16 protein-coding genes are annotated in these 24,494 nt (G+C 49.7%); 11 read left to right on the top strand and 5 right to left on the bottom strand.

Annotated elements, in window-relative coordinates:
- Window positions 1-3: 3 nt before the first annotated feature.
- The 4 genes from BM359_RS08945 to nadC form a co-directional block, all read right to left on the bottom strand.
- A complete protein-coding gene (locus tag BM359_RS08945; protein WP_054489902.1) occupies window positions 4-1,179 on the bottom strand; it encodes a type II secretion system F family protein in 1,176 nt (391 codons plus the stop codon).
- Entirely contained in the window at window positions 1,166-2,449 is a 1,284-nt protein-coding gene (locus BM359_RS08940; RefSeq protein ID WP_054489904.1) for a GspE/PulE family protein, read from the bottom strand. The genes BM359_RS08945 and BM359_RS08940 overlap by 14 nt, the downstream gene beginning before the upstream one ends.
- Window positions 2,449-2,916 carry a pilin gene (locus BM359_RS08935; RefSeq protein WP_054489906.1) on the bottom strand — a complete coding sequence of 156 codons (468 nt, stop codon included), beginning with the start codon at window positions 2,914-2,916 and terminating at the stop codon, window positions 2,449-2,451. The genes BM359_RS08940 and BM359_RS08935 overlap by 1 nt, the downstream gene beginning before the upstream one ends.
- A gap of 74 nt (window positions 2,917-2,990) precedes the next feature.
- Window positions 2,991-3,863, bottom strand: coding sequence for a carboxylating nicotinate-nucleotide diphosphorylase (nadC, locus tag BM359_RS08930; RefSeq protein ID WP_054489909.1), 873 nt, complete (start codon window positions 3,861-3,863; stop codon window positions 2,991-2,993).
- A 67-nt stretch (window positions 3,864-3,930) separates the two neighbouring features.
- Between nadC and ampD the strand changes: the two genes are divergently transcribed.
- The 9 genes from ampD (at window position 3,931) to BM359_RS08885 (ending at window position 19,109) form a co-directional block, all read left to right on the top strand.
- The gene (gene ampD, locus BM359_RS08925; protein ID WP_054489911.1) at window positions 3,931-4,479 is read left to right on the top strand and encodes a 1,6-anhydro-N-acetylmuramyl-L-alanine amidase AmpD; all 549 of its coding nucleotides are present in this window, start codon (window positions 3,931-3,933) and stop codon (window positions 4,477-4,479) included.
- A 10-nt stretch (window positions 4,480-4,489) separates the two neighbouring features.
- Window positions 4,490-5,314 carry a beta-lactamase regulator AmpE gene (gene ampE, locus BM359_RS08920; RefSeq protein ID WP_054489913.1) on the top strand — a complete coding sequence of 275 codons (825 nt, stop codon included), beginning with the start codon at window positions 4,490-4,492 and terminating at the stop codon, window positions 5,312-5,314.
- 85 nt (window positions 5,315-5,399) lie between these two features.
- On the top strand, window positions 5,400-6,146 hold the full coding sequence (gene pdhR, locus BM359_RS08915; RefSeq protein ID WP_054489915.1) for a pyruvate dehydrogenase complex transcriptional repressor PdhR: 747 nt from the start codon (window positions 5,400-5,402) through the stop codon (window positions 6,144-6,146).
- A 25-nt stretch (window positions 6,147-6,171) separates the two neighbouring features.
- Entirely contained in the window at window positions 6,172-8,844 is a 2,673-nt protein-coding gene (gene aceE, locus BM359_RS08910) for a pyruvate dehydrogenase (acetyl-transferring), homodimeric type (RefSeq protein ID WP_054489917.1), read from the top strand.
- 12 nt (window positions 8,845-8,856) lie between these two features.
- Entirely contained in the window at window positions 8,857-10,620 is a 1,764-nt protein-coding gene (aceF, locus tag BM359_RS08905) for a dihydrolipoyllysine-residue acetyltransferase (RefSeq protein WP_054489919.1), read from the top strand.
- A 111-nt stretch (window positions 10,621-10,731) separates the two neighbouring features.
- Complete coding sequence (gene lpdA, locus BM359_RS08900; protein ID WP_054489921.1) at window positions 10,732-12,159, top strand: dihydrolipoyl dehydrogenase; 1,428 nt, start codon at window positions 10,732-10,734, stop codon at window positions 12,157-12,159.
- 136 nt (window positions 12,160-12,295) lie between these two features.
- Window positions 12,296-14,365, top strand: a complete 2,070-nt coding sequence (locus BM359_RS08895) for a M13 family metallopeptidase (RefSeq protein WP_054489923.1) — start codon at window positions 12,296-12,298, stop codon at window positions 14,363-14,365.
- A 398-nt stretch (window positions 14,366-14,763) separates the two neighbouring features.
- Entirely contained in the window at window positions 14,764-15,999 is a 1,236-nt protein-coding gene (locus BM359_RS08890; RefSeq protein WP_074930846.1) for an efflux RND transporter periplasmic adaptor subunit, read from the top strand.
- Between the two features lie 8 nt (window positions 16,000-16,007).
- On the top strand, window positions 16,008-19,109 hold the full coding sequence (locus BM359_RS08885) for an efflux RND transporter permease subunit (RefSeq protein WP_054489925.1): 3,102 nt from the start codon (window positions 16,008-16,010) through the stop codon (window positions 19,107-19,109).
- 244 nt (window positions 19,110-19,353) lie between these two features.
- Here BM359_RS08885 and BM359_RS08880 read toward each other — a convergent pair whose 3' ends face one another.
- Complete coding sequence (locus BM359_RS08880) at window positions 19,354-20,232, bottom strand: LysR family transcriptional regulator (RefSeq protein WP_054489927.1); 879 nt, start codon at window positions 20,230-20,232, stop codon at window positions 19,354-19,356.
- Between the two features lie 105 nt (window positions 20,233-20,337).
- Here BM359_RS08880 and BM359_RS08875 point away from each other — a divergent pair, with 105 nt between their 5' ends.
- Both BM359_RS08875 and BM359_RS08870 read left to right on the top strand, forming a co-directional pair.
- Window positions 20,338-21,405 (top strand): efflux RND transporter periplasmic adaptor subunit, encoded by a 1,068-nt coding sequence (locus tag BM359_RS08875; protein ID WP_054489929.1) that lies wholly within the window; start codon window positions 20,338-20,340, stop codon window positions 21,403-21,405.
- Window positions 21,405-24,458, top strand: coding sequence for an efflux RND transporter permease subunit (locus BM359_RS08870; protein WP_054489931.1), 3,054 nt, complete (start codon window positions 21,405-21,407; stop codon window positions 24,456-24,458). Before BM359_RS08875 ends, BM359_RS08870 begins: the two co-directional genes overlap by 1 nt.
- Window positions 24,459-24,494: the final 36 nt, after the last annotated feature.

Below are 24,494 nucleotides of genomic sequence, written 5' to 3'. Positions count from 1 at the left end.
TGGTTAAAATTGCTGCCCCATAGAAAACAGCGGCAAATACATTGCGACCAGCAGAGTGCCTATAATGCCGCCTAAAACCACCATCAGCAAGGGTTCTGCCAGACCAATCAAGCGCTCACAGTTTTGTTCAAAGCGTTGTTGGCGAATATCGGCAAGCGTGGCAAAGGCCTGATCGACGTTGCCGTTTTGTTCGGCAACTTTGAGAAAGCTCAGTGTACGAGGCTCACTTAAAGGGCTTGCTCTGAAACTGTCTACCCAGCCTTTTCCCTGTTCGACACTTTGTTGAACAGAGCGTAAAGCATGGCGGTGAGGTAGCCAGGTCAGGGAATGCGCGGTGCTGTTAAGAGCCTGACGCGTTTCAATACCAGCCTTCAGGGCAACAGCCAGACGGTGAAAAAGCTGTTGGAGTTTAATGTCCTCCAACAATTTCCCGATAAAAGGCAGTTGAGACAGGGCTCGTTGCCAGAATAAAGGCGCCTTTTTCCTGACCATATACAACGATGCTGAGAAGAACAGAACAATTCCAAGAATCGACACGGCTTGTTCTCGCAGAAAATCCGAAGCGTTAAGTAACATCCGGGTCAGCCACGGGAGTTCCCCTTCACTAAATAACGGTGCGAAACTTGGCAGTACCCAACCCATCATCATGAAGCAAACGGCGCCCGCAACTAAAAGTACTATAACCGGATAGCGAAGCGCCTTGCTCATTTGCTTTTTGAGCAGCATTTGGCGTTTGGCAACCTGATGCAACTGGTGCAGGGTGTGAGCAAGCTGGCCGGTTTGCTCCGCCCAGGCTATGGCGATGATGTCTTCTTCCGGCAAGCAGTTTTTATAGAGCTGCAACGCCCGGCTAAAAGCAAGACCGCGCTCAATACAACGGATGCAGTCTTCAACCATCCAGCGCAATCCTCTGGATGGGCTCTCGTAGACACTGTGTCGTAATGCTTCAGCAAGCGGTAACCCGCTGCTGAGTAGGTCAGATACTTGCTGCAGCAACTCATACCAAAGCGATAAACGGGGTTTATAGCCTTTTAGCTTGTGGGCCGACAAAGGTTTTACTGCCGCACTGTTTATTTTGTGCTGCGCTAACAGTTGCTTTGCCTGGAGTGCCGAATCGGCATGAATAAACCCGCACTGCTTACCCACTTGCCAGTACCAGCAGTGATTAATCGGCATCATAGGTGAACCGTTCTTTTTCTTTGCGGTTGATCTGACCTGCGTCTATGTAGTTTTGCAAAGCTTGAGAGAAATCAGGCAGCTGCAATGATTCCAGATAACGACGCAGATCCGCTGTATTTGTCTTAAGGTTGATGAATTTCTCCGCCTGCTCCTGCCAGGGGACGACCTCAAACACTGCTTGACGCTTATTTTCAGCAGTTGCGGGTACCGGAAATAGCCGTTGACTGACAATAAGACTGAGTGAACTGCGAATGTCCAGTGGGTTGATGCCAAGAGACTGTAAGCGTTTCAAGCTGTCGAGACAGCTGTTCGTATGCATCGAGGTCAGAACCAGGTGCCCGGTCTGCGCTGCCTGCACTGCAATTTTTGCTGTTTCAGAATCCCGAATCTCTCCAATCAGTATGACATCCGGGTCCTGCCTTAGCAGGGCGCGGAGAACAGACGCAAAGGTGAGCCCTTGTTTATGATTGACCATCACTTGGCTGCAACCGGGCAGGGGAACTTCAACCGGGTCCTCAACACTGCAGATATTGCATCGCTCTGCGTCTAACTGACTTATGGCGCTGTATAAGGTCGAGGTTTTGCCACTACCGGTCGGGCCGGTAACCAAAATTAACCCTTGTGGCTGACTCAGGCAATGGGCAAACCATCGGTATTGCGCGTCCAGTAACCCTGTTTGCTGCAGGGGCGTAATACTCTGCGTTGGCTGCAGGCATCTCAGCACCAGCTTTTCACCGCCAATGACAGGGCAACAACTTAAGCGAAACTCATGTTGGCGGCTATTCTCAGCACGCACCGACAAACGACCGTCTTGCGGCTGACGTAGTTCAGTGAGATCGAGATTAGCCAGTACCTTAATTCGGGAGTAAACCTGCTGCCCAAAGTCTGCGGGCAGCACATCTAAGCGAGAGAGCTCGCCGGCTATGCGCCCTCGCACAGTAATGCCACTTTCCTGAGGTTGTATATGAATATCTGACAGGCCTTCCGCCGCGCAGTACTGCAACAGTTGGTCAACATAATCGACGACGGAGTCATGACTTAGCCGGACTCCCGGAAGTTGACCTTCCCCGCGAAGTACCATCACTTTTTTATTGCTGTAAAAGCTCAACAGCACGGCATCTACCGGTGGAAAACCGGGTTGTTGTATTAATAGCTCCCAGTGTTGAGTACTGGCAAAAGGCTGCAACCCGTGTTGCTTAAGAAACGGATCGTCTGTACTACCTGATACCTGCTTCAGATGAGCCAGTGAACAGCGACCGATAACAGACATTAGTAACTTACCTGACGTTCACAGTTTTGCACGACACTGCGAGACTCACCATAGTCTGAGCAGGCGATACCCCAGTCTAAGTGCGTATTAGCCGCATTGGGTGTCAGTTCAATTTGCAGAGGTTGGTTATTAATACTGACAGAGTTCAGGGTCAGTCGTACTGCCGCCGCCTGTGTCAGGCTCAAATCACTGAGTTCATCAGGTAGTGGTGCCGGAAGTGCAGGAATGCCCTGGCTTCCGGCCTGATTGCACTGGTTTAACTGTCCCTCAATTTGCCAGCATAGGGCAATACCCAGTTGCAATGGTTGAGCATGAGCCAGCGCCTTACTGACTTTAGCCTGCTGCGTATAGTAGGTATATGACGGAACCGCAATAGCGGAGAGAATGGCAATGATGGCCACCACGACCATCATTTCAATTAAGCTAAAACCGGCTCCGGGTAAACGGTAAGAATGTGCATCCTGCATGAGACAGCTCCCTGTTAAAAACAGTGAAACTGTGGCTTACCCTGGCCAATTAGTAAATTCTATTTCTCTGTAAGTCATTCACTATCTTGGGAAATTCTCATTGATAAATCAATAGCTTGAATGTTTTTAGTCAAAGCGCCGGAAGAAATAAAATCCACACCGGTAGCCGCTAATTCTTGCAAGCGTTCATCGGTGACATTACCGGAAACTTCTAATTTAGCCTGGTGTGAAGCGTTATTTTGGTTCTGCTGCACGGCCTGCTCGATATCAGCGATACTGAAGTTATCCAGCATAATGATGTCGGCTTCTGCAGCTAACGCCTGCGAGAATTCATCCAGGTTTTCAACTTCAACTTCCACCGTTTTACCCGGATTCAGTTGTTTTGCTGCTTTAACGGCCTGAGCTATGCCACCGCAGGCAAAAATGTGATTCTCTTTAATCAGGTAGGCGTCAAATAAACCGATACGATGGTTCACACCGCCGCCGCAACGCACCGCGTATTTCTGTGCTAATCGCATACCCGGCAAGGTCTTACGCGTATCCAGCAGCTGCGTTTTGTAGTCATTCAGAAGTTGACTGTACTGGTATGTGGTGGTGGCGGTTGCAGACAAGGTCTGCAAAAAATTAAGTGCAGTGCGCTCTCCGGTCAGCAAAATGCGACTTGGTCCTTTCAGGCGACACAGTTCCGTATTCGCTGCCACCTTATCACCGTCTTTCACCAGCCATTCAATTTCCACTTGTTGCCCAAGCTGGCGGAATACTTGATCGACCCAGCCACAGCCACAAACTACTGCTTCTTCCCGGGTAATAATGCTGGCACGGGACTGACTCTGTTCCAGAATCAATTGCGCAGTAATATCATAACTGGCGTCTTCGCCGGATAAATCTTCCTTTAGTGCGGCGCTTACGCCGTCCTGAATGGCAAGTTGCAGCTCGGGCTGACTCATAGATGGCTTTACCTTTTAGCAGACAATACGGATACTAGGGGGCAAACTTTACCGTTTTGTTGAGCCTGTGAAAAGCGACCCGATAAAAAATCATAAAATAACAACGGCAGTTCAATACCCGTCGCCGCACTACGATGAACGTCCACAGACAGACGAGATCAGTCTGTTGGTTATTCATTGCATCAGCCTGCCCGAGGGGGAATACGGTACGCCATACGTGCGTCAATTGTTTATGGGTGAGCTGGAAACCGACACGCACCCGGACTTTTCTATACTGCAGGGACTTCGAGTGTCCGCGCATTGTGTTATCCGCCGCGACGGCACGCTGGAACAATACGTTCCTTTTGATAAGCGTGCGTGGCATGCTGGCCAGTCAAGGTATTGCGGGCGTCGGCGGTGCAACGATTTCAGTATAGGTATTGAACTCGAAGGAACCGATCACACCGCCTATACTGAACAACAGTATCAACAATTAATCCAGGTAACCGAGGCGCTTATCGCTACATACCCAAAATTAAACCGTCGTCGTATTGTCGGCCATCAGGATATCGCTCCGGGCCGCAAGACCGACCCGGGCAGTGAATTTGACTGGCAAACCTATTTAAATGCCTTATAAGGAGTCATGAATGGTCCTCATTGCGTTGCTGATAGCACTAAGCGTTGAGCGTTTGTACCACAGCCCTGCATTCTTGCACTGGGCTTTCTATATGGAACGTTGGCAACGTTGGAGCTCAGCCCGTCTGCAGGATGAAAAATGGGAGAGCGAGCCCTTACAGCTTGTGCGTTTGTTGATACCGGCAGTGGGTGTTGGCCTGTTGGTGGTGCTACTGGACAACCTGATGGTGACTTTTATTGTCAGTATTCTTGCGCTGCTGCTGGCTTTTAACTGTGAACCGGCCCGGCAAAACTACAAAGAATATTTAAAAGCAGCTAACAGAGGAGATGAGCCAAGTATTATTGAACATCAACAGGCTCTGACTGAATTTGCCGGGCGTCATCAGCCTCACCAAATTAGCGACTCTTTAATCTGGATCAATTACCGACAATATATTGCCGTGATGTTTTACTTCGTGTTGTTTGGCAGCTTTGGTGCCTTGGTTTATGCCACTCTGCGCTACGCTGAAACCCAGCAGCGCGAGGAAGAATCGGTTAGCCTCTGGCAGCAACTGTTGTGGTTTGCTGACTGGGTTCCGGTAAGGCTGGCAGCTTTTGGTTTATTGATAGTTGGTCACTTCTCACGGGCGCTTCCCGAGTGGTTGCAACAAAGCCTGAATCCACAGGCCGATCCGGATAAGCTTCTGTTTAATGTTGCCAGTAAAGCAGAAGACAACCCGCAACACCCGGATGACCGAACCGAACATGCTGCCTGCCAGTTGCGCCTGATGCGCCGACAACAGATATTCTGGGTTTGTGCTATTGCCGTGCTGACATTGACAGGCTGGGTCAGCTAGAGGTAGTACCAGCTGAGAAAAATTTGGGCTCAGCCGTTAAATGATTTAGAATAACCGCATCTTTTGGTCTGACCAATTTACCGTTATGCCAGATTTACCCATAAAACAGACGAAGCTTTCTGACACTATCGTGGCGCATCTGGAACAGATGATCGTCGATGGTCGGCTTAGTGCCGGGCAAAAACTGCCGGCAGAGCGTCAACTGGCTCAGCAATTTAATGTTTCACGCCCATCGCTGCGCGAAGCCATTCAAAAATTGGAAGCCAAAGGTGTGGTAGAACGTCGCCAGGGCGGTGGAACTTACGTTGTGAACAGCATCAATGAGCAACTAACAGAACCACTGTTTGAGCTCTTGGCCAAGCACCCTGAGTCGCAGTTTGATTTGCTTGAGTTTCGTCATGCACTGGAGGGCATATCCTCCTTTTATGCTGCGTTAAGAGGAACCGATGCCGATCTGGATCGTATTTCTGATAGTATAAAAGGCTTAGGCCATAGCCAAAATAGCACTATCGATGAGCAGGTTAATGCCATCGTCGAGTTTTACCACCGTATTGCAGAAGCATCACACAATGTTATTTTGTTGCATGTCATTCAGGGCATGCAGGAATTATTGGCCGAGAATATTCGGCAGAACCTGGGAATATTAGCCGGTCGCGACGACCTGCTGGAAAAACTGAATCAACACCGGCAGCAACTGGTTAGCGCTATTGTTGCAGGTCAACCGGAGCAAGCGCGGGATGCGTGTCACCAACATTTGGCCTATATTGAACAGACATTGTTGGAATTAGGCAAAGAACAGTCACGTATTCAACGTTCGCTACGACGTTCCTGAATTGATAAAAAGGTAAGGAATAGCTATGAGTGAAGAACTAAACAAAGATGTCGACCAGCAGGAAACTCAGGAGTGGTTAGACGCTCTTGAGGGTGTGCTTGAGGCCGAAGGCCCGGAGCGCGCGCATTACCTGTTAGAACAACTGGTCGACAAAGCCCGTCGTAACGGTGCATATTTACCTTACAAGCCAACTACTGCGTATTTGAATACCATTCCGGCTAGTCAGGAACCAACCATGCCGGGCAACCAGACGCTGGAATCGCGGATTCGCTCAGCTATTCGCTGGAATGCTGCCATGATGGTGTTGCGGGCATCAAAAAAAGGCGAGGAGCTGGGCGGCCACCTTGCCAGTTTCGCTTCTTCTGCCATGTTGTACGATGTTGGTTTCAACCATTTCTTCCGTGCACCAAGTGAAGGTGACGGGGGAGACTTCCTGTTTATCCAGGGTCATGTGTCACCCGGTATTTACGGTCGCGCCTTCATTGAAGGACGCTTAACCGAAGAACAACTTAATAATTTCCGTCAGGAAGTGGATGGTAAAGGTCTACCTTCCTATCCGCATCCACATTTAATGCCTGACTTCTGGCAGTTCCCGACGGTTTCTATGGGCTTAGGCCCAATTCAGGCAATTTATTTAGCCCGTTTCCTGAAGTACCTGACTGACCGTGGTATTAAAGACTGCTCAAAACAGCGTGTTTATTGCTTCTTAGGCGACGGTGAAACTGATGAGCCGGAAAGCTTGGGTGCTATTGGTCTGGCCGCTCGTGAAGAACTCGACAACCTGACCTTTGTTATCAATTGTAACCTGCAGCGCTTAGACGGCCCGGTTCGTGGTAACGGCAAAATTATTCAGGAACTGGAAGGTAACTTCCACGGTGCTGGCTGGGAAGTGATTAAAGTTATCTGGGGCCGCTACTGGGATCCGCTGTTGTATCGTGATACCGAAGGGAAATTACAGCAGTTGATGGAAGAAACCGTTGACGGTGACTACCAGAACTTTAAAGCCAAAGGCGGTAAGTTCACGCGTGAGAACTTCTTTGGTAAGTACCCTGAAACTGAAGAAATGGTTGCCAACTTGTCAGACGAAGACATCTGGCGCTTAAACCGCGGTGGTCACGATCCGGTAAAAGTTTACTCGGCGTATCACAAAGCGGTGAACACCAAAGGTCGCCCACAGGTCATTTTAGCGAAAACCGTTAAAGGTTATGGCATGGGCGCTGCCGGTGAAGGCAAGAACATTGCGCACCAGGTTAAGAAAATGGATCTGGATGCGGTTAAGCATATGCGTGACCGTTTCAACATTCCGTTTAAAGACGACGAGCTGGAAGACTTGCCGTACTACAAGTTTGAAGAAGACAGCGACGAAATGAAGTATCTGAACGAGCGTCGCGAAAAGCTTGGTGGCTATATGCCAGTACGAAACCCGGAAACGGATGTGGAGCTGGAGTTGCCGGCGTTGAAGGCGTTTGATGCGGTATTGAAAGGTTCAGGAGACCGGGAAATTTCATCGACTATGGCCTTTGTCCGTGTTTTAACAGCATTGTTGAAAGACAAGAAAATTGGCAAACGTATTGTGCCAATTATTCCGGACGAAGCCCGTACTTTTGGTATGGAAGGTCTGTTCCGTCAAGTGGGTATTTATTCTCACCATGGCCAGAAATACACACCACAAGATAAAGATCAGGTCGCCTATTATCGTGAAGACCAAAAAGGTCAGGTTATTCAGGAAGGCATTAACGAACTGGGTGCTATGGCGTCCTGGGTGGCAGCAGGTACCAGCTACTCGCTGAACAACGAACCCATGATTCCGTTCTACATTTATTACTCTATGTTCGGTTTCCAGCGCGTGGGCGATTTAGTCTGGGCAGCAGGCGACAGCCAGACGCGTGGCTTCCTGGTCGGTGGTACCGCCGGTCGAACAACGCTCAATGGTGAAGGTCTGCAACACCAGGACGGACAGAGCCTGGTTCACTTCGGCACAGTGCCAAACTGCATTAGCTATGACCCGACTTATGGTTATGAAATTGCGGTTATCGTGCACGATGGCCTGAAGCGCATGTTTGGCGATCAGGAAAACGTTTTCTATTACCTCACGGTAATGAATGAAAACTATCATCAGCCAGAAATGCCGGAAGGCGTCGAAGAGGGCATCGTAAAAGGTATTTACGAGCTGGATAAAGTAAAAGCGAAGAAAAAAGCCAAAGGCGATGTGCAGTTGCTTGGTAGTGGTACTATTTTGCAGCAAGTACGCGAAGCGGCGAAAATTCTGTCGGAAGACTACGACATTAACTCAACGGTTTACAGTGTGACCTCGTTCAACGAGCTGGCGCGTGACGGTCTGGATACCGACCGCTGGAACATGCTGAACCCGGAGAAGAAAGAAAAAGAGGCTTATATCACACAAGCCATGAAGAAAGCGAAAGGACCTGCTGTAGCAGCAACCGACTACATCAAGTTGTATGCTGATCAGGTTCGTGCCTGGGTTCCGACCTCGTACCGTGTACTGGGTACCGACGGTTTTGGACGCTCGGACAGCCGCGCTAACTTGCGTAAGCATTTTGAGATTAATCCGCAATACATTGTGGTTGCTGCGCTAAAAGAGTTAGCGGATCAAGGTGATATCGATAAGAAAGTGGTAGCGAAAGCTATCAAAGACTACGATATCGACACTGACAAACTCAACCCACGTTTGGCGTAAGGAGGTACTGAGATGGCCGATCAAATCGAACTCAAAGTCCCCGACGTGGGCGGAGAAGAAGTAGAAGTCATTGAAATTCTCGTCAGTAAAGGCGATACCGTTGAACAAGAAGACGGTATTGTGACGGTTGAGAGTGACAAAGCGTCAATGGATATTCCGGCATCTTCAGGCGGTAAAATTGCTGAGCTGAAGGTAAAAGTTGGCGATACCATCAGCGAAGGCGATGTACTGGCTATCGTTGAAGCTGCCGGCGACTCTGACTCTTCGGATGACGAAGAAGAGAAAGAAGACGAAAAGTCAGAGGAAAAAGAAGACAAGTCTGACGATAAAGACGAAGAAAAAGCGTCTGAGTCGAAAGATGAGGACAAAGAAGAGAAGAAAGAATCTTCTGAGCCGAAGAAGTCCTCAGGCGAGAGTAAAGTCATTGATGTGGAAGTCCCGGACATTGGTGATGAAGAAGACGTCGAAATTATTGAGATTTTGGTCTCTAAAGGCGACTCAGTCTCTGCCGAAGACGGCTTAATTACACTGGAAACCGACAAGGCCACTATGGATGTGCCTTGCCCGGAAGACGGTGAAATTGAAGAAATGCTGGTCAATGTCGGCGATAAAGTGTCGCAGGGTTCTGTCATTGCGAAACTGAAAGTATCCGGTGGCGCTGACGATTCCGAAGCAGAAGAAGACGATTCTGCCAAGGAAGAGAAGTCAGAGTCCGGCAAGGAGTCGGATAAGAAATCTGATGACAAAGATCAGGACAAAGGAAAAGACAGCGGCAGCAGTACTAAGCCAAGTAGCGAACGCCAGCCGCCGGTACCTGATCACCCAAGTCAGCGTAGCGACCGAAAAGAAGGAATTTTGCATGCGTCGCCTGCGGTGCGCCGTGTTGCGCGTGAGTTTGGTGTCGACTTGTCACAAGTCAAAGGCAGCGGACCTAAAGACCGTATACTGAAAGAAGACGTACAGGATTTTGTTAAATACGAACTCTCTCGTCCGAAAGCCGTTGCGGGTGCAACTGGCCAGGGCGGTGGTGGACTGCAGGTGATTGATCCACCTAAGGTCGACTTCAGCAAGTTTGGTGAAGTGGAAGAGGTTCAACTGTCGCGCATTCAGCGTAAGTCAGGACCGAACCTGCATCGCAACTGGGTGACTATACCGCACGTTACGCAATTTGACGAAGCGGATATCACCGAGCTGGAAAACTTCCGCAAATCAGAAAACGAAGTGGCTAAGAAAAAAGACCTTGGCTTCAAGATCACGCCATTGGTGTTTATTCTTAAGGCTTGTGCCAAAGCACTGCGCGAGTTCCCGACCTTCAACTCCTCGTTGTCGGAATCAGGCGAATCCCTGTACATGAAAAAGTATGTGCACATTGGTATTGCCGTAGATACGCCAAACGGTCTGGTGGTTCCGGTTATTCGCGATGTTGACCAAAAAGGCATTTACGAGCTGTCAGAAGAGCTGGTCGAAATTAGCACGAAAGCACGTGACGGTAAGTTGAAAGCTACTGATATGCAGGGTGGCTGTTTCTCAATTTCCAGTCTTGGCGGCATTGGTGGTACAGCCTTTACGCCAATAGTAAACGCCCCGGATGTTGCCATATTGGGTGTTTCTCGTAACGAGATGAAGCCAAAATGGAACGGTAAAGAGTTTGAGCCGCGTCTGACACTGCCGTTGTCGTTGTCTTATGACCATAGGGTGATAGACGGTGCAGAAGCAGCTCGCTTTACGGCTTACTTAAGCGGTGTACTGGGAGATATCCGCAAATTGGTGCTTTAAGCACCAATTTGGACGGGAAATACGAATTAATTCGCGCTACAATAGCGCCACATTTAGCGTTGACTGACCGCGGCCGGTGGCTCAACTGGTCGTGACAAAAAAGGGGTTAACATGAGCGACAAAATTACAACACAGGTAGTAGTGTTAGGTTCGGGCCCAGGTGGATATTCAGCAGCTTTCCGCGCAGCTGATTTGGGTCTGGATGTTGTTTTGATTGAGCGTTACAGCACCTTAGGCGGTGTTTGCCTTAATGTTGGCTGTATCCCGTCAAAAGCACTGCTGCACATGACCAAGCACATTGAAGAAGCACAACACCTGGCCGCAGAAGGCATTGAGTTTGGTGAGCCGAAGATTGACCTGGACAAGCTGCGTAAGCACAAAGAGAAAGTGGTTGGTCAGTTAACCGGCGGCCTTGGTCAGATGTCGAAAATGCGTAAGGTAAAAATCGTCAACGGTTACGGTAAATTTACCGGCAGCAACACCATTAAAGTCGAGGGTGACGACGGCGAAACCGAAGTTAAATTTGATAATGCTATTATCGCGGCGGGTTCTCAGGCCATTAAATTGCCGTTCATTCCACACGACGACGACCGCGTATGGGACTCAACTGACGCACTGGAATTGAAAGAAATTCCGAAGAAAATGCTGTTGTTAGGTGGCGGTATTATCGCTCTGGAAATGGGTCAGGTTTACGCGTCATTAGGCTCTAAAGTTGATGTTGTTGAAATGACTGATCAGCTGGTGCCACCAGCGGACGCTGACATTATTAAGAGCTTTAACAAGCAAATTAAAGGTCGCTTCGAAAACGTGATGTTAAGCACCAAAGCAACCAACGTTGAAGCGAAAAAAGACGGAGTTTACGTCACCTTTGAAGGTGATAAAGCGCCAAAAGATCCGGTGAAATACGACGCGGTTCTGGTTGCTGTAGGTCGCGCGCCAAACGGTAATAAAATTGATGCGGACAAAGCAGGCGTTAAGGTTGACGACCGTGGCTTCATCAATGTTGACAGCCAAATGCGTACCAACGTTGATCACATCTTCGCTATTGGCGATATCGTTGGTCAGCCAATGCTGGCGCATAAAGCGGTGCACGAATCGCATGTTGCGGCAGAAGTTATTGCCGGTAAGAAGCACTTCTTCGAACCTAAAGTCATTCCTTCTATCATGTACACCAACCCGGAAGTTGCATGGGCCGGCGTCACTGAAAAAGAAGCGAAAGATCAGGGTATTGAGTACGATGCAGTAACCTTCCCATGGTCAGCTTCAGGCCGTGCTATTGCGTCAAACGCGCAGCAAGGCATGACTAAGCTTATTTTTGATAAGAACAACCGGATTATTGGTGGTGCTATGTGTGGTACCAACGCCGGTGAGCTGCTTGGCGAAATTTGCCTGGCCATTGAAATGGGCTGTGATGCAGAAGACATCGCTCTGACCGTTCATGCACACCCAACCTTACATGAATCAGTCGGCTTAGCTGCAGAACTTCATGAAGGTTCCATTACCGATATGCCGAATCCTAAGGCGAAAAAGAAGAAGTAACATTTTGTTACGATAAATCATCGGTAAAACGGCTGCATTCATCGCGAATGTGGCCGTTTTTTTTTGCGCTGAATTTAACAATGCGCTAGTTTAGAGTGGTTAAAATAATGAACACTCAAAGAAAGGGTAACAATCGATGAAAAAATTGACCGCTGTAGCGCTAGGCGTTTCTATGGCATTAACGCTGGGTGCATGTTCACCACAGCAGGAAGAGTCTAAGCAACAAACCCAGCAGGCTGAAGAAGCAAAACAAGAACTGAGCTCTGGTGTTGTCTTAGAAAACTTTGATCACAGCGTAAAGCCAGAGAACGATCTGTATCAGTACGTTAATGGCACCTGGATTGATAAAACAGAAATTCCATCTGATCGTTCATCGGTAGGATCATTCTTCGATTTACGCCAGCAAAACCAGAAACGTTTACGCGATATCATTGAAAAAGCCGCAGCGGAAAACCCGGAGCCGGGCACTAATGAGCGTAAAATCGGTGACTTTTTCAATGCGTTCATGGACGTGGAAACCTTGAATGAACTGGGCGCTAAGCCTATTCAGAATGACTTAGCGGCCATTCAGGCCCTGGAAAACCACGATTCTGTTTCTGAGCACATGGCACGTATGTTCCGTGGTGGTGTATCAATTCCATTTGGTTTTTATGTCTACCCAGACGCGAAAGATCCACAAACTAACGCTATGTATGTTTCTCAGTCAGGTTTAGGCCTGCCTGACCGTGACTACTACCTAAAAGACGATGAGAAGTTTGAAGAATTCCGTAACGCTTATGTCGAATACGCAGAAGACATTTTGAGCATGGTTGGTGTGGAAAACGCCGGCGAAGCGGCACAGCGTATCCTGGATTTAGAAACTCAGCTGGCTGAAGTTCAGTGGAGTCGTGTAGAAAGCCGTAATGCGGACAAAACTTATAATAAAAAATCCGCAGATGAAGTGTCCGACATGCTGGCAAACTTTAACTTTAAAAGCTTCATTGAGACGTCTGACTTGTCGCATGTTGAAAACATGATCATCCGTCAGCCGTCGTACTTTGAAGACTTTGGTAAGTTGTTTAGTGAAGTGGATATACAGGCTTGGAAAGACTACTTAAGTTTCCGTCTGGTTAACGAGTACGCCTCTGCACTTAGCGAAGACATCAGCAAGCGTCGCTTTGACTTCTATGGCACAACTTTGCGTGGTACTCCAGAACAGGAACCTCGCTGGAAACGCGCTGTAGATGCAACCAACAGTGTGTTAGGTGAAGTCTTAGGCCAGGTGTACGTTAAAGAATACTTCCCGCCAGAAGCGAAAGAAAAAATGGAAGGTTTGATTGAGAACCTTCGCGACGCTTATGGTCAGTCAATACGTAACCTGGAGTGGATGACTGAAGAGACCAAAGAGAAAGCCTTAGAAAAGCTGGAAAAATTTGATCCTAAAGTCGGTTACCCAAGCGAATGGCGCGACTACAGTAAGTTGGAAATTTCTGCCACAGACTTAGTTGCAAACTATAAAGCCTATGCTGAATTCAACTATCAGGAAGAAATTGCCAAGATTGGCGGTCCTGTTGACGAAGAAGACTGGGGTATGACACCGCAGACGGTTAATGCTTATTACAGTCCTGTGCGTAACGAAATCGTATTCCCGGCCGGTATTTTGCAGCCTCCATTCTTTGATATGGACGCAGAAATGGCGGTGAACTACGGTGGTATTGGTGCGGTAATCGGCCATGAAATGGGCCACGGCTTTGATGACCAGGGTTCTAAATACGATGGTGACGGTAACCTGCAAAGCTGGTGGACCGATGCAGACCGTCAAGCCTTTGATGAGCGCGGCCAAAAACTGTCTGACCAGTTTAGTGAGTATGAGCCAATTGAAGGTCTTAATATCAATGGTGATCTGACTCTGGGTGAGAACATTGGTGACCTGGCCGGCCTGACCATTGCGTACGAAGCCTACAAAATGTCATTAGAAGGTGAAGAAGCACCGGTTCTTGACGGCTTTACCGGCGAACAGCGTGTGTTCATCGGCTGGGCACAGGTATGGCGTGGTAAATACCGTGAAGACGCCGTTCGTGAGCAGGTCATGAGCGACCCGCATTCACCAGCAGAGTATCGTGTGAACGGCACCGTAGTTAACGTTCCGGCGTTCTACGAAGCCTTTGATGTTGAAGAAGGTGATGAGTTGTACGTCGCACCTGAAAACCGCGTTATTATCTGGTAAGATGCGTACATGAAGAAACTTTGGGCAGTTATAGCAATTACAATGACACTTTTGGTGGGGTCCATGACCTCACCAATGATGCATGCTATGCCTGCCCAAATGTCTGACTCTACTATGCAATCAGAACAAATGAGTGAGAGTCACGACTGTTGCGCTGAAGAAGCAACCCCCCTGCAGTGATATGGAAGACAGTTTTTGCCAGCAGTGCGAACAACATTGCGCTGGTCAACTGGGACTGATGAATCCATTCAAACAACTTTCGCCAGCAGCCTCCACTCACGCTGCCGAGCCTATCTATTCAAACCTTCCGGTTATTACTGAAACGCTGATACGTCCGCCGAAACACGCAGTTTAAGCCCAGTTTTTACGTCTTAAACCGTTGTTTTCGAGGAAATACTATGCGTTATTGGATAGCTATATTAATCCTGATCCCATTTTTAACTTTGGCTCAGGAACACAATCATTCAGAAGATCAAAACCCGTTCGGGCAGAGCACCGAATATGTGTGCCCTATGCACAGCCAGGTGGTTCGTGACGAGCCGGGAACATGCCCAATTTGCGGTATGGACTTGGTCAAGAAAAAACCTGAACAGGACCATTCTGAGCATGAAGCTGATAAAAGCTTCACCGTCCCAGAGTCCAGTCAGCAGGCTATTCGGGTTACTACGGCTAAAGCTCAGCGCAAAGACTTGCAACCACAGTTAATGGCTCAGGCTCAGGTACGCTGGCAGGAATCTGCACAACGCCATATCCACAGTCGCGCCGAAGGCTGGGTAGAAGAATTACATGCTGACGTTGAAGGTCAGTGGGTAGAAAAGGGCGATAAACTCTACAGTCTGTATGCACCCGACCTGGTCGTGGCACAGGACGACTATCTGCAACTGCTTGATTCACTCTCGGATATCCGCAACGGTGACAACCAGCAAAGCTTTAAACGCCGCGGACAGCAACGTTTGCGTTTGCTGGGTATGAGCGAAGCGCAGATTAAAGCGCTTGAGCAAGGTGGCGAAACCGAATATGTGGTCGATTACTACGCACCTGAGTCGGGCTATATTACCAGTCTGGATATTCAGGAAGGCATGTATGTGTCTCCCGGGCTTAAATTACTGACGCTGACGCAGGACAATCAACTGTGGTTCTTTGCCGATGTTCCGGCGCGTTACAGCAAACAGTTAAAAACCGGGCAAATGGCCCATATTTCTTCTGAGCACTTCCCTGGCGGCCACTGGATGAACACCATTGACTACATTTATCCGCAAGTGGATCCGGTAACCCAGACCATCAAAGTCCGTATTCCGGTTAATGACTCCATTGATCGGCTGCGTGAAGGACTCTGGGCGACGGCTCATATTGAACTGGAGCCAGTAAGAGATACTGTGCTTGTGCCGGTTGCCAGCTTAATTGTCACCGGCGCCAATAACCGCGTGGTGGTAAAATCCGGAGCGCGCGAATTTGAAGTGCGCGAAGTCACGACCGGACTGCGTGTTGGTAACCAAATTGCCATTGAAGAAGGCCTGCAGGAAGATGAGTTAGTGGTCACTTCGGGTCAGTTCCTTCTGGACTCAGAGGCCAGCTTGCAAGGTCTGGGTCTGGATAGCAGCGATGATGCCCCTGCGCCACAACATAACCACTAGGAGGTTTTATGTTAGCTCGTATTATTGAAGCCTCCATACGTAACTCGTGGATGGTGTTACTGCTGTTCTTAGGTTTGGCTTTCTGGGCCTGGCAGTCGCTGCAGCAAACCAAACTGGACGCAATACCGGACTTGTCGGAAGTTCAGGTTATCGTCAAAACCAATTACCCGGGACAAGCGCCGGCGGTAGTGGAGGAGCAGGTGACCTATCCGCTCTCGAGTGTGATGCTGTCCGTACCTAAAGCCACCTCAGTACGCGGGTTTTCGTTCTTTGGCGACTCGTACGTTTACGTTATTTTTGAAGACGGCACTGACCCTTACTGGGCCCGAAGCCGTGTGAACGAATACTTGGATCAGGCGCAAAACCAGCTTCCTGACCAAGTTCGGCCGGAGTTAGGTCCCGATGCATCCGGCATTGGCTGGGTGTATCAATACGCACTGGTTGATGAGACCAACCAGCGTAACCTGGGTGAACTAACCCGCCTGCAAAACTGGTTCCTAAAACAGGAGCTGCAAAGTGTGCAGGGGGTAGCAGAAATTGCAACGGTTGGCGGTATGGTCGAAACCTATCAGGTGGTACTTCAGCCGGAAGCCTTGCATCGTTATAACCTTACCCTGAATCAGGTAAAGCAAACCATTCAGCAGGCCAATAACGAAGTAGGTGGCTCTGTGGTTGAAATGGGCGAAGCTGAATACATGGTTCGTGGCCTGGGGTATTTGAAAAGTGTCGAAGACATTCGCAAAATTCCGTTGCCGCTCACCTCAGAGCAGCAGGGTACGGTGCTGCTGGAAGAAGTGGCTGATATTCGCATTGGGCCCCAGGTACGTCGCGGCATTACCGAGCTGAATGGCGACGGCGAAGTCGTGGGCGGTATTGTGGTCATGCGCCATGGCGAAAATGCCCTACAAACTATAGCCGCCGTTAAAGAGAAACTGGAAGAGCTGAAGCAGGGCCTGCCCGAGGGCGTTAAGGTGGTTCCGACCTATGACCGCTCAAGCCTGATCCAGGCATCGACAGACAACCTCACCACCAAGCTCATTGAAGAAATGTTCTTTGTCGCTGTGGTGTGTATTTTGTTTCTCTGGCATGCGCGCTCGGCGGTGGTGGCCATTATCAGCTTACCGCTGTCGGTACTGTTCGCGGTGTGGATCATGAACATGCTGGGTATCAGCGCCAATATTATGAGCCTGGGGGGAATTGCTATTGCTATTGGGGCACTGGTAGATGCCGCCATTGTCATGATAGAGAACACCCACAAGCATCTGCAGAACTATCAGGAACGGCATCAGATAGTCGCAAAAGGTGCTGCGCGGTTGAAAATTGTTAATGAAGCCTGTCGCGAAGTGGGGCCTTCATTGTTCTTCTCGCTACTGGTCATTACCGTCAGTTTTGTTCCGGTGTTTGTGCTGCAAGGCCAACAGGGGCGTCTGTTTGAACCTTTAGCCTATACCAAAACTCTGGCCATGGCCGCGGCAGCTATTATTGCTGTAACACTGATACCGGTGCTTATTGCGTTATTGGTGCGTGGGAAAATACCTGCCGAAGAAAAGAACTGGCTGTCGCGCGGTTTAATTGCGCTTTACCGACCTCTGCTGGCTTTCACACTTAAGTTTCCTAAAACCATTATTGTGCTGGCTCTTCTGATCACTGCATCTGCCTGGCACCCGTATAAAGAGCTCAATTACGAGCTGATGCCGCCGCTACATGAGGGGGACCTCATGTACATGCCGACGACATTGCCGGGTATCAGTGTTGAAAGTGCCGGTGAGTTGCTACAGCAAACCGATAAGCTCATTGCAGAACAACCTGAAGTTGAGCGTGTGTTTGGTAAAGTTGGTCGTGCTGACACGGCTACCGATCCGGCACCAATGACCATGATAGAAACCAGCATTACCCTCAAGCCTGAAAGTGAGTGGCGTGATGGCATAACCGTGGACGATATCATCGCCGAGCTGGATGAGCGGGTGCAGATACCCGGTGTGACCAACGCCTGGGTACAACCTATCCGTACCCGCATTGAAATGCTGGCTACCGGTGTTAAAACCCCGTTAGCGATTAAAGTCAGCGGTAGTGACTTTCGTGAAATAGAAAAACTGGCTACCCGTATTGAAGAGACGTTGTCTGAAGAGGAGGCGACAGGTTCGGTCATTGCAGAACGCTCTGGTGGCGGTCGTTATATTGAAATAGAGCCGAAGCTGCGTGAAGCCGCCCGTTACGGTATTAGCCAAAGCGACATTCACGACCATATTCAGTACGCCATTGGTGGAGCGAATATTGCGACATCGGTGCAGGGCAATGAGCGTTTTCCTATTAACTTGCGTTATCCCCGGGAGCAACGTGACCATATCAAGAAGCTGCAAACCCTGCCGGTGAAATCGGCCTCCGGACAATGGCTGACTCTGTCCGATGTAGCTGATATTAAAGTAACTCAGGGCCCGGCCATGTTAAAAAGCGAAGACGCCCGCTTAAGCAGTTGGGTTTTTATTGAACCCGCGAAAGGCATCACGGTTAGCGACTACATTAATCAAGTCGGTGATGCTATGGCTAAAATGGAAGTTCCGGTTGGTTACAACTGGAGCTGGACTGGGCAATACAAAGCCATGCAACAGGTGGAAAATGATTTAAAAGAGATCATTCCGCTGACGCTGTTAGTTATTCTGTTGTTGCTGTACATGACTTTCCGCTCGTTACCTCAGGCACTGCTGGTCATCGGCACTTTGCCTTTAGCTCTAACCGGCAGCCTGTGGTTGATTTACTTGCTGGATTACAACCTGTCACTGGCGGTTATTGTCGGCATGATAGCTCTTGCCGGTGTCGCCGCGGAGTTCGGTGTGGTTATGCTGTTGTACCTGAACAACGCCTGGAAAGCCGTGGCTTACAATAAAAACCAGTTAAAGGCAGCGGTAGAAGAAGGCGCGTTGCTACGGGTACGACCCAAAGCCATGACCGTGCTGACCATTATCGTTGGTCTACTGCCGATAATGCTGGGCGGCGGTGTCGGTAACGAGGTCATGCAACGCATCGCCGCTCCGATGGTCGGCGGTATGGTTTTGGCGCCACTGATTTCAATGCTGGTCATTCCGGCAGTGTTCTACCTGGCTCGGAAATAAGATCCGATGTGGCCCGATGCTATTTCGTCAGATGGGTGGTGAATGAGGGTGGCAGATGTAAAGCGCGCTTGACGGATGCTGCGAACTATTGAGGAGGTGTGCAGCGCCATGGATGGCGCTGCCCAAGCCCTACAGGGATGTATTCACGGGCGTCCTCCTCAATGGTTCCTGCAACCTCCAGCGCTCGGAATCTGCCACCCTTACCATCCCCCGCCTCTCCTGACGTGAAGGTCAGGCACCATCGTCAGGCGAAGCGTTCCCATATGGCATTGGCGGCGGGGCCTAAAGTTCTGTTTGCGGAGCGCACCAAATGAATTTCCAGGCGCACCTGCTGGACGAATCCGGGGATGCTGACTTCAACCAACTTGCCTTCTTTAAGTGCATTACTGGCAATGTGTTTTGGAATAATACCCCAGCCAAAACCGGCCATCAGCAGTTCAAACTGGGTGTTAACCTCATTCACTCTTATGCGCTGCTGGCTGGGCAGCCGCAATACCGAGTCTAAGTTAATGCCAATTTCCAGGTTCTGCGGAACCAGCATTGGTAGCTCTAATAAATCCTGGCGGCTTTGCGGTATACGACCAAACTCCTTCATCAGCGCGGCTGACATAACCACCGTTAATTCAAACGGCGCCACCGGTAAGGTTTCAAAGTCACCGTACTGACGAAACAAAGGCAGCCAGGGGCACAGGGCTAAATCGGCGGTACCGTTATCAATGCGCTTAAGGGCACGCATTTGTGATTCTCCATCCACGTGCAGCTCGGTAGCGGGGTATTGTTGCTGAATGTGTTGAATGCTGGGCATCCAGAGTTTGCTGTCACAGGTATGGTCATAGCACAGTGTCAGCAAAGGTTCTGCACCGTGTTTCAGTTGGTTAGCCAGGGACTGTAGGCGCTGCTGCTGGCGCACCACTTCTTCTGCCTGACGTAAAAAATGGTGGCCCTGTTCGGTAAGTTCCAGACGATAACCATCACGGTTAAATAAGGCAAAACCCGCGTTCTCTTCCAGCTTCTTTAATGCCATGCTCACAGCCGATTGTGTGCGGCCGAGCTGTTCAGCTGTTTTCTGCAGGCTGCCAAGCCGGGCAACGGTGATCATCATGTGAAGGTGAGATAAATTCATTAAGTTTTACTGATGGTCTTTTTAATTTTAATTCAATATAACTGTAACTATACTTGCGGTAAACTTATTGCCATCAAACATCCAGGAAAAAACGGAATTTAAGTCATGCGCTGGTTTAAAATATTCTTAACTGTCGTTGCCGCTGCCACTGTCGTGGCTTGCAGCGAAAAAGCCGAAGTGAGTGAAGAACAGCAAGCGCGACCTGCCAGGTTAATGCAGGTAAGTGAAGCCAATGGTCCTCGTCTACGAGAGTTTCCGGCTGTGGTCGAAGCGGCGAAAGTGGCTCAACTGACTTTTCGTGTAGCGGGTGAAGTTATTGAACTGCCGGCGCGGCCTGGTACTGAAGTAAAACAAGGGGAGCTTATTGCCCGTCTGGACCCGACCGACTATCAACTGGCGGTGGACCAGGCGAAAGCCCAGTATGAACTTGCGCTATCACAATACGAACGCAATAAAGTTCTGGTGAGCGAAGGGGTTATGTCCGAAGGACAATTTGACCAAATTGAGTCAGAGCTTGCAGTTGCAAAATCAAACTACGAAACCGCTAAAGCTAACCTGCGCTATACCGAACTGACCGCGCCTTTTGACGGTGTCATTGCTAATCTGGCGGTGGAAGCTTATGAAAACATCCAGGCTAAGCAGCCCATTGTTACTTTGCAAATCAGCAACGCCATTGATATCAGTATTAATGTGCCGGAAAAGCTTTTTGCCAAGGTGAAAAAGCAGACCGACTATCAACCGGAAGTGCGCTTCGACGCAGCGCCGGGTTTTACCTATCGGGCTCATTTAAAAGAGTGGGACTCGCAATCCGACGGCGCAACCAACACCTATGAGGTGGTGTTCACGCTACCTAAACCGCAGGACATCAATGTGCTGCCGGGCATGACGGCAACGGTTATTGTCGATATTAATGAGGTGTTGCGCTCTTCTCAAATTGGTATTGTTGTGCCGGCTAAAGCCGTATTTACCGAAAGCCGGGATGCTTCTTATGTGTGGGTGGTTAGCGACGACATGCGTGTACAAAAGCGCAAGGTGAATGTCGGGCCAATGACCAACGATGGGCTCACTGTACTGGATGGGCTCGAAGCTGGTGAAATCATAGTGGTGGCCGGTGTCCATCAGCTGAAGGAAAATCAGCAAGTTCGTGAATGGCAACGCGAACGGGGGCTGTAATGAATATTGCGAAGTACAGTATGGAGCGGAAAACCACCAGTTGGATGTTCTTCCTGGTTCTGTTAATTGGTGGTCTGGTTGCTCTTACTCAGCTTGGTAGGCTGGAAGACCCTAAGTTCACCATTAAGCAGGCTATGGTCATTACGCCTTACTCCGGAGCCTCGGCGCAGCAGGTGGAAGAAGAGGTAACGTACCGGCTGGAAAACGCTATTCAGGAACTCAGCTACGTCGACCATGTACGGTCCATTTCTAAGCCAGGTTTATCGCAAATAACGGTCGAGATGAAAAGCATCTACCGGGCCGAGCACCTGCGTCAAATTTGGGATGAACTGCGGCGCAAAATTAACGACGCCAAAACTCAGCTTCCCCCCGGAACCGGCGAGCCTATTATTCGTGACGACTTTGCCGACGTGTACGGCGTGATGATGGCCATTACCGGGCCAGACTATTCCTATAAAGATATTGAGCATTACGCGGACTTTCTGCGTCGCGAACTGGTGCTGATTGACGGGGTTGGAAAGGTCATGCTGGCCGGCGAGCAACAGGAACAGGTGGTGGTTGAAGTCTCTCGTTCACGGCTGGCTAACTTTGGTATTCCACCCAGCCGCATTGCCGGTTTACTGCAAACGCAAAATGCCGTAGCAAATGCCGGACGGGTAACCGTTGACCAGGAAGCTTTGCGCATTGCCACCAGTGGCGAATTTGCCGACGTTGAAGATATGGAAAAGCTGGTTATCAGTAACCCGGGGGCCGAGCAGCGCATCTACTTGCATGATGTAGCGAACATCTACCGGGAGACCAAAGAGATTCCGGATCATGTGGTTCGTTATAACGGGCAGGCGTCGCTGTGGCTGGCGCTGTCTTTTGCGGACAACGTCAACGTGGTTGAAGTTGGTGAGCGTATCCAGAAACGGCTGGATGAACTGGATTATGCCAAACCAATAGGAATGTCGGTAGACCGTATTTATGATCAACCGCATCAGGTCGAAAACTCGGTAAATGACTTTCTGCTTAACCTGGTTGAAGCCGTTGCTATTGTCATTATTGCCTTGCTGCTGACCATGGGTTTTCGCAGTGGGTTACTTATTGGCACCGTATTATTGTTAACGGTTCTTGGCACCTTTATTTTCATGCGACTGGGCGACATTAACCTGCAACGGGTATCGCTGGGAGCGCTCATAATTGCTCTGGGTATGCTGGTGGACAACGCCATTGTCATTGCCGATGGCATTATGGTTGGTATGCGGCGGGGCATGAGTAAAGTAGAAGCCGCGGTTAGTGTGGTGAAGCAAAATCAGTGGCCGCTACTGGGTGCAACCATTATTGGTATTATTGCCTTCGCCCCAATTGGTTTGTCATCAGACGCTACCGGTGAGTTTGCCGGAAGCTTATTCTGGGTGCTGCTCATTTCTTTACTACTGAGCTGGGTAACAGCTCTGACGCTCATTCCGTTTTTAGCCGACCGTTTATACTCCGCGAAGGACATTGGTAATGGCGATGATCAGGACGATGTTTTCTCTCACCCGGTATACCGTGGTTATAAGAAAATGCTGGCAGTTTGTCTGAGACATCGCATTATCAGCATGGCGGTGATGTTGGCAATGCTGGTCGCGGCTGTGGCCGGGTTCGGACAAGTGAAACAGGCGTTCTTTCCGCCTTCGACAACGCCACTTTTCTATGTGGATCTCTGGTATCCACAGGGCACCGATATTCGTCATACCGAACAGGATTCAAAGCGCCTGGAAGACTACCTGCTGGATAAAAGCGAAGTGACCTCGGTCTCCACCACCATAGGCCAGGGTGCGCCCCGTTTTACCCTGACCTATCTGGTGGAAAAAAGTTACGAGAGCTACGCACAGTTGCTGGTGCGGGTAGAGGACAAAGACAGCATGGATGCGTTAATGAAGGACATTCGCCAGCGTATTCGTGAAGAGCATCCGGATGTTGAGGACAAACTGATACGGGTTGAAATTGGTCCGGCTACTCCGGCAAAAATTGAAGCTCGTTTCTCTGGACCTGATATTGACGTATTGCGCCAATTAAGTAAGAAAGCGCAGAGCATTTTGGCCGAGGACAAAGGGGCGGTGAATATTCGCTCCGACTGGCGCCACCCAACCAAGCTGCTGCGACCACAATACGACGAAGCGGCGGGTCGTCGCGCCGGTATCACTAAAGAAGACGTTAACAATCTGCTGTTAGCTAACTTTGTTGGCCGACAAATCGGTGTTTACCGCGATGGAACTGACTTGCTGCCAATAGTACAGCGTGCCCCGGCTGCCGAACGTGTTGATCTGGACAACTGGCAGGAGTTGCAAATTTACAGCCCGGTGTTTGACCGGTTTGTACCGCTGGCGCAAGTAGCGCGCTCGATAGATGTAACCTGGGAAGACCCGCTCATATTGCGACGAGACCGTAAGCGAACGCTTACTGTTATGGCTGACCATGATCTACTGACCGATGAAACGGCGGCCCAGGTATTTGAGCGTGTCCGACCTGAACTGGAAGCTATTGAGTTGCCGCTGGGCTATGAGCTTACCTGGGGCGGAGAACACGAAGCTTCGGGCAAGGCTGAAAAAGCACTGTTTGGCGCACTGCCAATGGGTTTCTTGGTTATGTTTATCATTACCGTGCTGTTATTTAACAGTATCCGCCAGGCGGCGGTGCTTTGGACAACAGTCCCGCTGTCTATTATTGGCGTAACTGTCGGGTTGTTGTTGCTGGATAAACCTTTTGGTTTTATGGCATTACTCGGTTTTCTGAGCTTGTCCGGCATGCTGATTAAAAACGGCGTGGTGTTGCTGGAGCAGGTCAATACAGAGCTGGATGCCGGTAAAGAGGCGGTTCAAGCCTTAAGCGATGCCGCTGTCAGTCGTGTTCGTCCGGTTGGAATGGCGGCAGCTACCACCATTTTAGGCATGATACCGCTGCTGTTTGATGACTTCTTTGCCAGCATGGCAACGGTCATCATGTTTGGGTTGGGTTTTGCTACCGTACTGACCCTGTTTGTTGTTCCGGTTATGTACGCCATAGTCCAAAGAGTACCGCGCCCGTAACCCGGGCGCATTCATCCCGTTTATACCCTGAATTAT

It is taken from the genome of Idiomarina abyssalis, from assembly GCF_900116625.1.
GTDB classification, from domain to species: Bacteria; Pseudomonadota; Gammaproteobacteria; order Enterobacterales; family Alteromonadaceae; genus Idiomarina; species Idiomarina abyssalis.
This window is presented reverse-complemented; position numbering and strand designations above follow the sequence as displayed.

Excerpts from the sequence above, each read along its gene's own strand:
- BM359_RS08895 (WP_054489923.1), top strand. The coding sequence starts at position 12,296 with ATGAAAAAATTGACCGCTGTAGCGCTAGGCGTTTCTATGGCATTAACG.
- BM359_RS08890 (WP_074930846.1), top strand. The coding sequence starts at position 14,764 with ATGCGTTATTGGATAGCTATATTAATCCTGATCCCATTTTTAACTTTG.
- aceE (WP_054489917.1), top strand. The coding sequence starts at position 6,172 with ATGAGTGAAGAACTAAACAAAGATGTCGACCAGCAGGAAACTCAGGAG.
- nadC (WP_054489909.1), bottom strand. The coding sequence starts at position 3,863 with ATGAGTCAGCCCGAGCTGCAACTTGCCATTCAGGACGGCGTAAGCGCC.
- lpdA (WP_054489921.1), top strand. The coding sequence starts at position 10,732 with ATGAGCGACAAAATTACAACACAGGTAGTAGTGTTAGGTTCGGGCCCA.
- ampE (WP_054489913.1), top strand. The coding sequence starts at position 4,490 with ATGGTCCTCATTGCGTTGCTGATAGCACTAAGCGTTGAGCGTTTGTAC.
- BM359_RS08880 (WP_054489927.1), bottom strand. The coding sequence starts at position 20,232 with ATGAATTTATCTCACCTTCACATGATGATCACCGTTGCCCGGCTTGGC.
- pdhR (WP_054489915.1), top strand. The coding sequence starts at position 5,400 with ATGCCAGATTTACCCATAAAACAGACGAAGCTTTCTGACACTATCGTG.
- BM359_RS08875 (WP_054489929.1), top strand. The coding sequence starts at position 20,338 with ATGCGCTGGTTTAAAATATTCTTAACTGTCGTTGCCGCTGCCACTGTC.
- BM359_RS08870 (WP_054489931.1), top strand. The coding sequence starts at position 21,405 with ATGAATATTGCGAAGTACAGTATGGAGCGGAAAACCACCAGTTGGATG.
- BM359_RS08945 (WP_054489902.1), bottom strand. The coding sequence starts at position 1,179 with ATGATGCCGATTAATCACTGCTGGTACTGGCAAGTGGGTAAGCAGTGC.
- BM359_RS08885 (WP_054489925.1), top strand. The coding sequence starts at position 16,008 with ATGTTAGCTCGTATTATTGAAGCCTCCATACGTAACTCGTGGATGGTG.
- BM359_RS08940 (WP_054489904.1), bottom strand. The coding sequence starts at position 2,449 with ATGTCTGTTATCGGTCGCTGTTCACTGGCTCATCTGAAGCAGGTATCA.
- BM359_RS08935 (WP_054489906.1), bottom strand. The coding sequence starts at position 2,916 with ATGCAGGATGCACATTCTTACCGTTTACCCGGAGCCGGTTTTAGCTTA.
- aceF (WP_054489919.1), top strand. The coding sequence starts at position 8,857 with ATGGCCGATCAAATCGAACTCAAAGTCCCCGACGTGGGCGGAGAAGAA.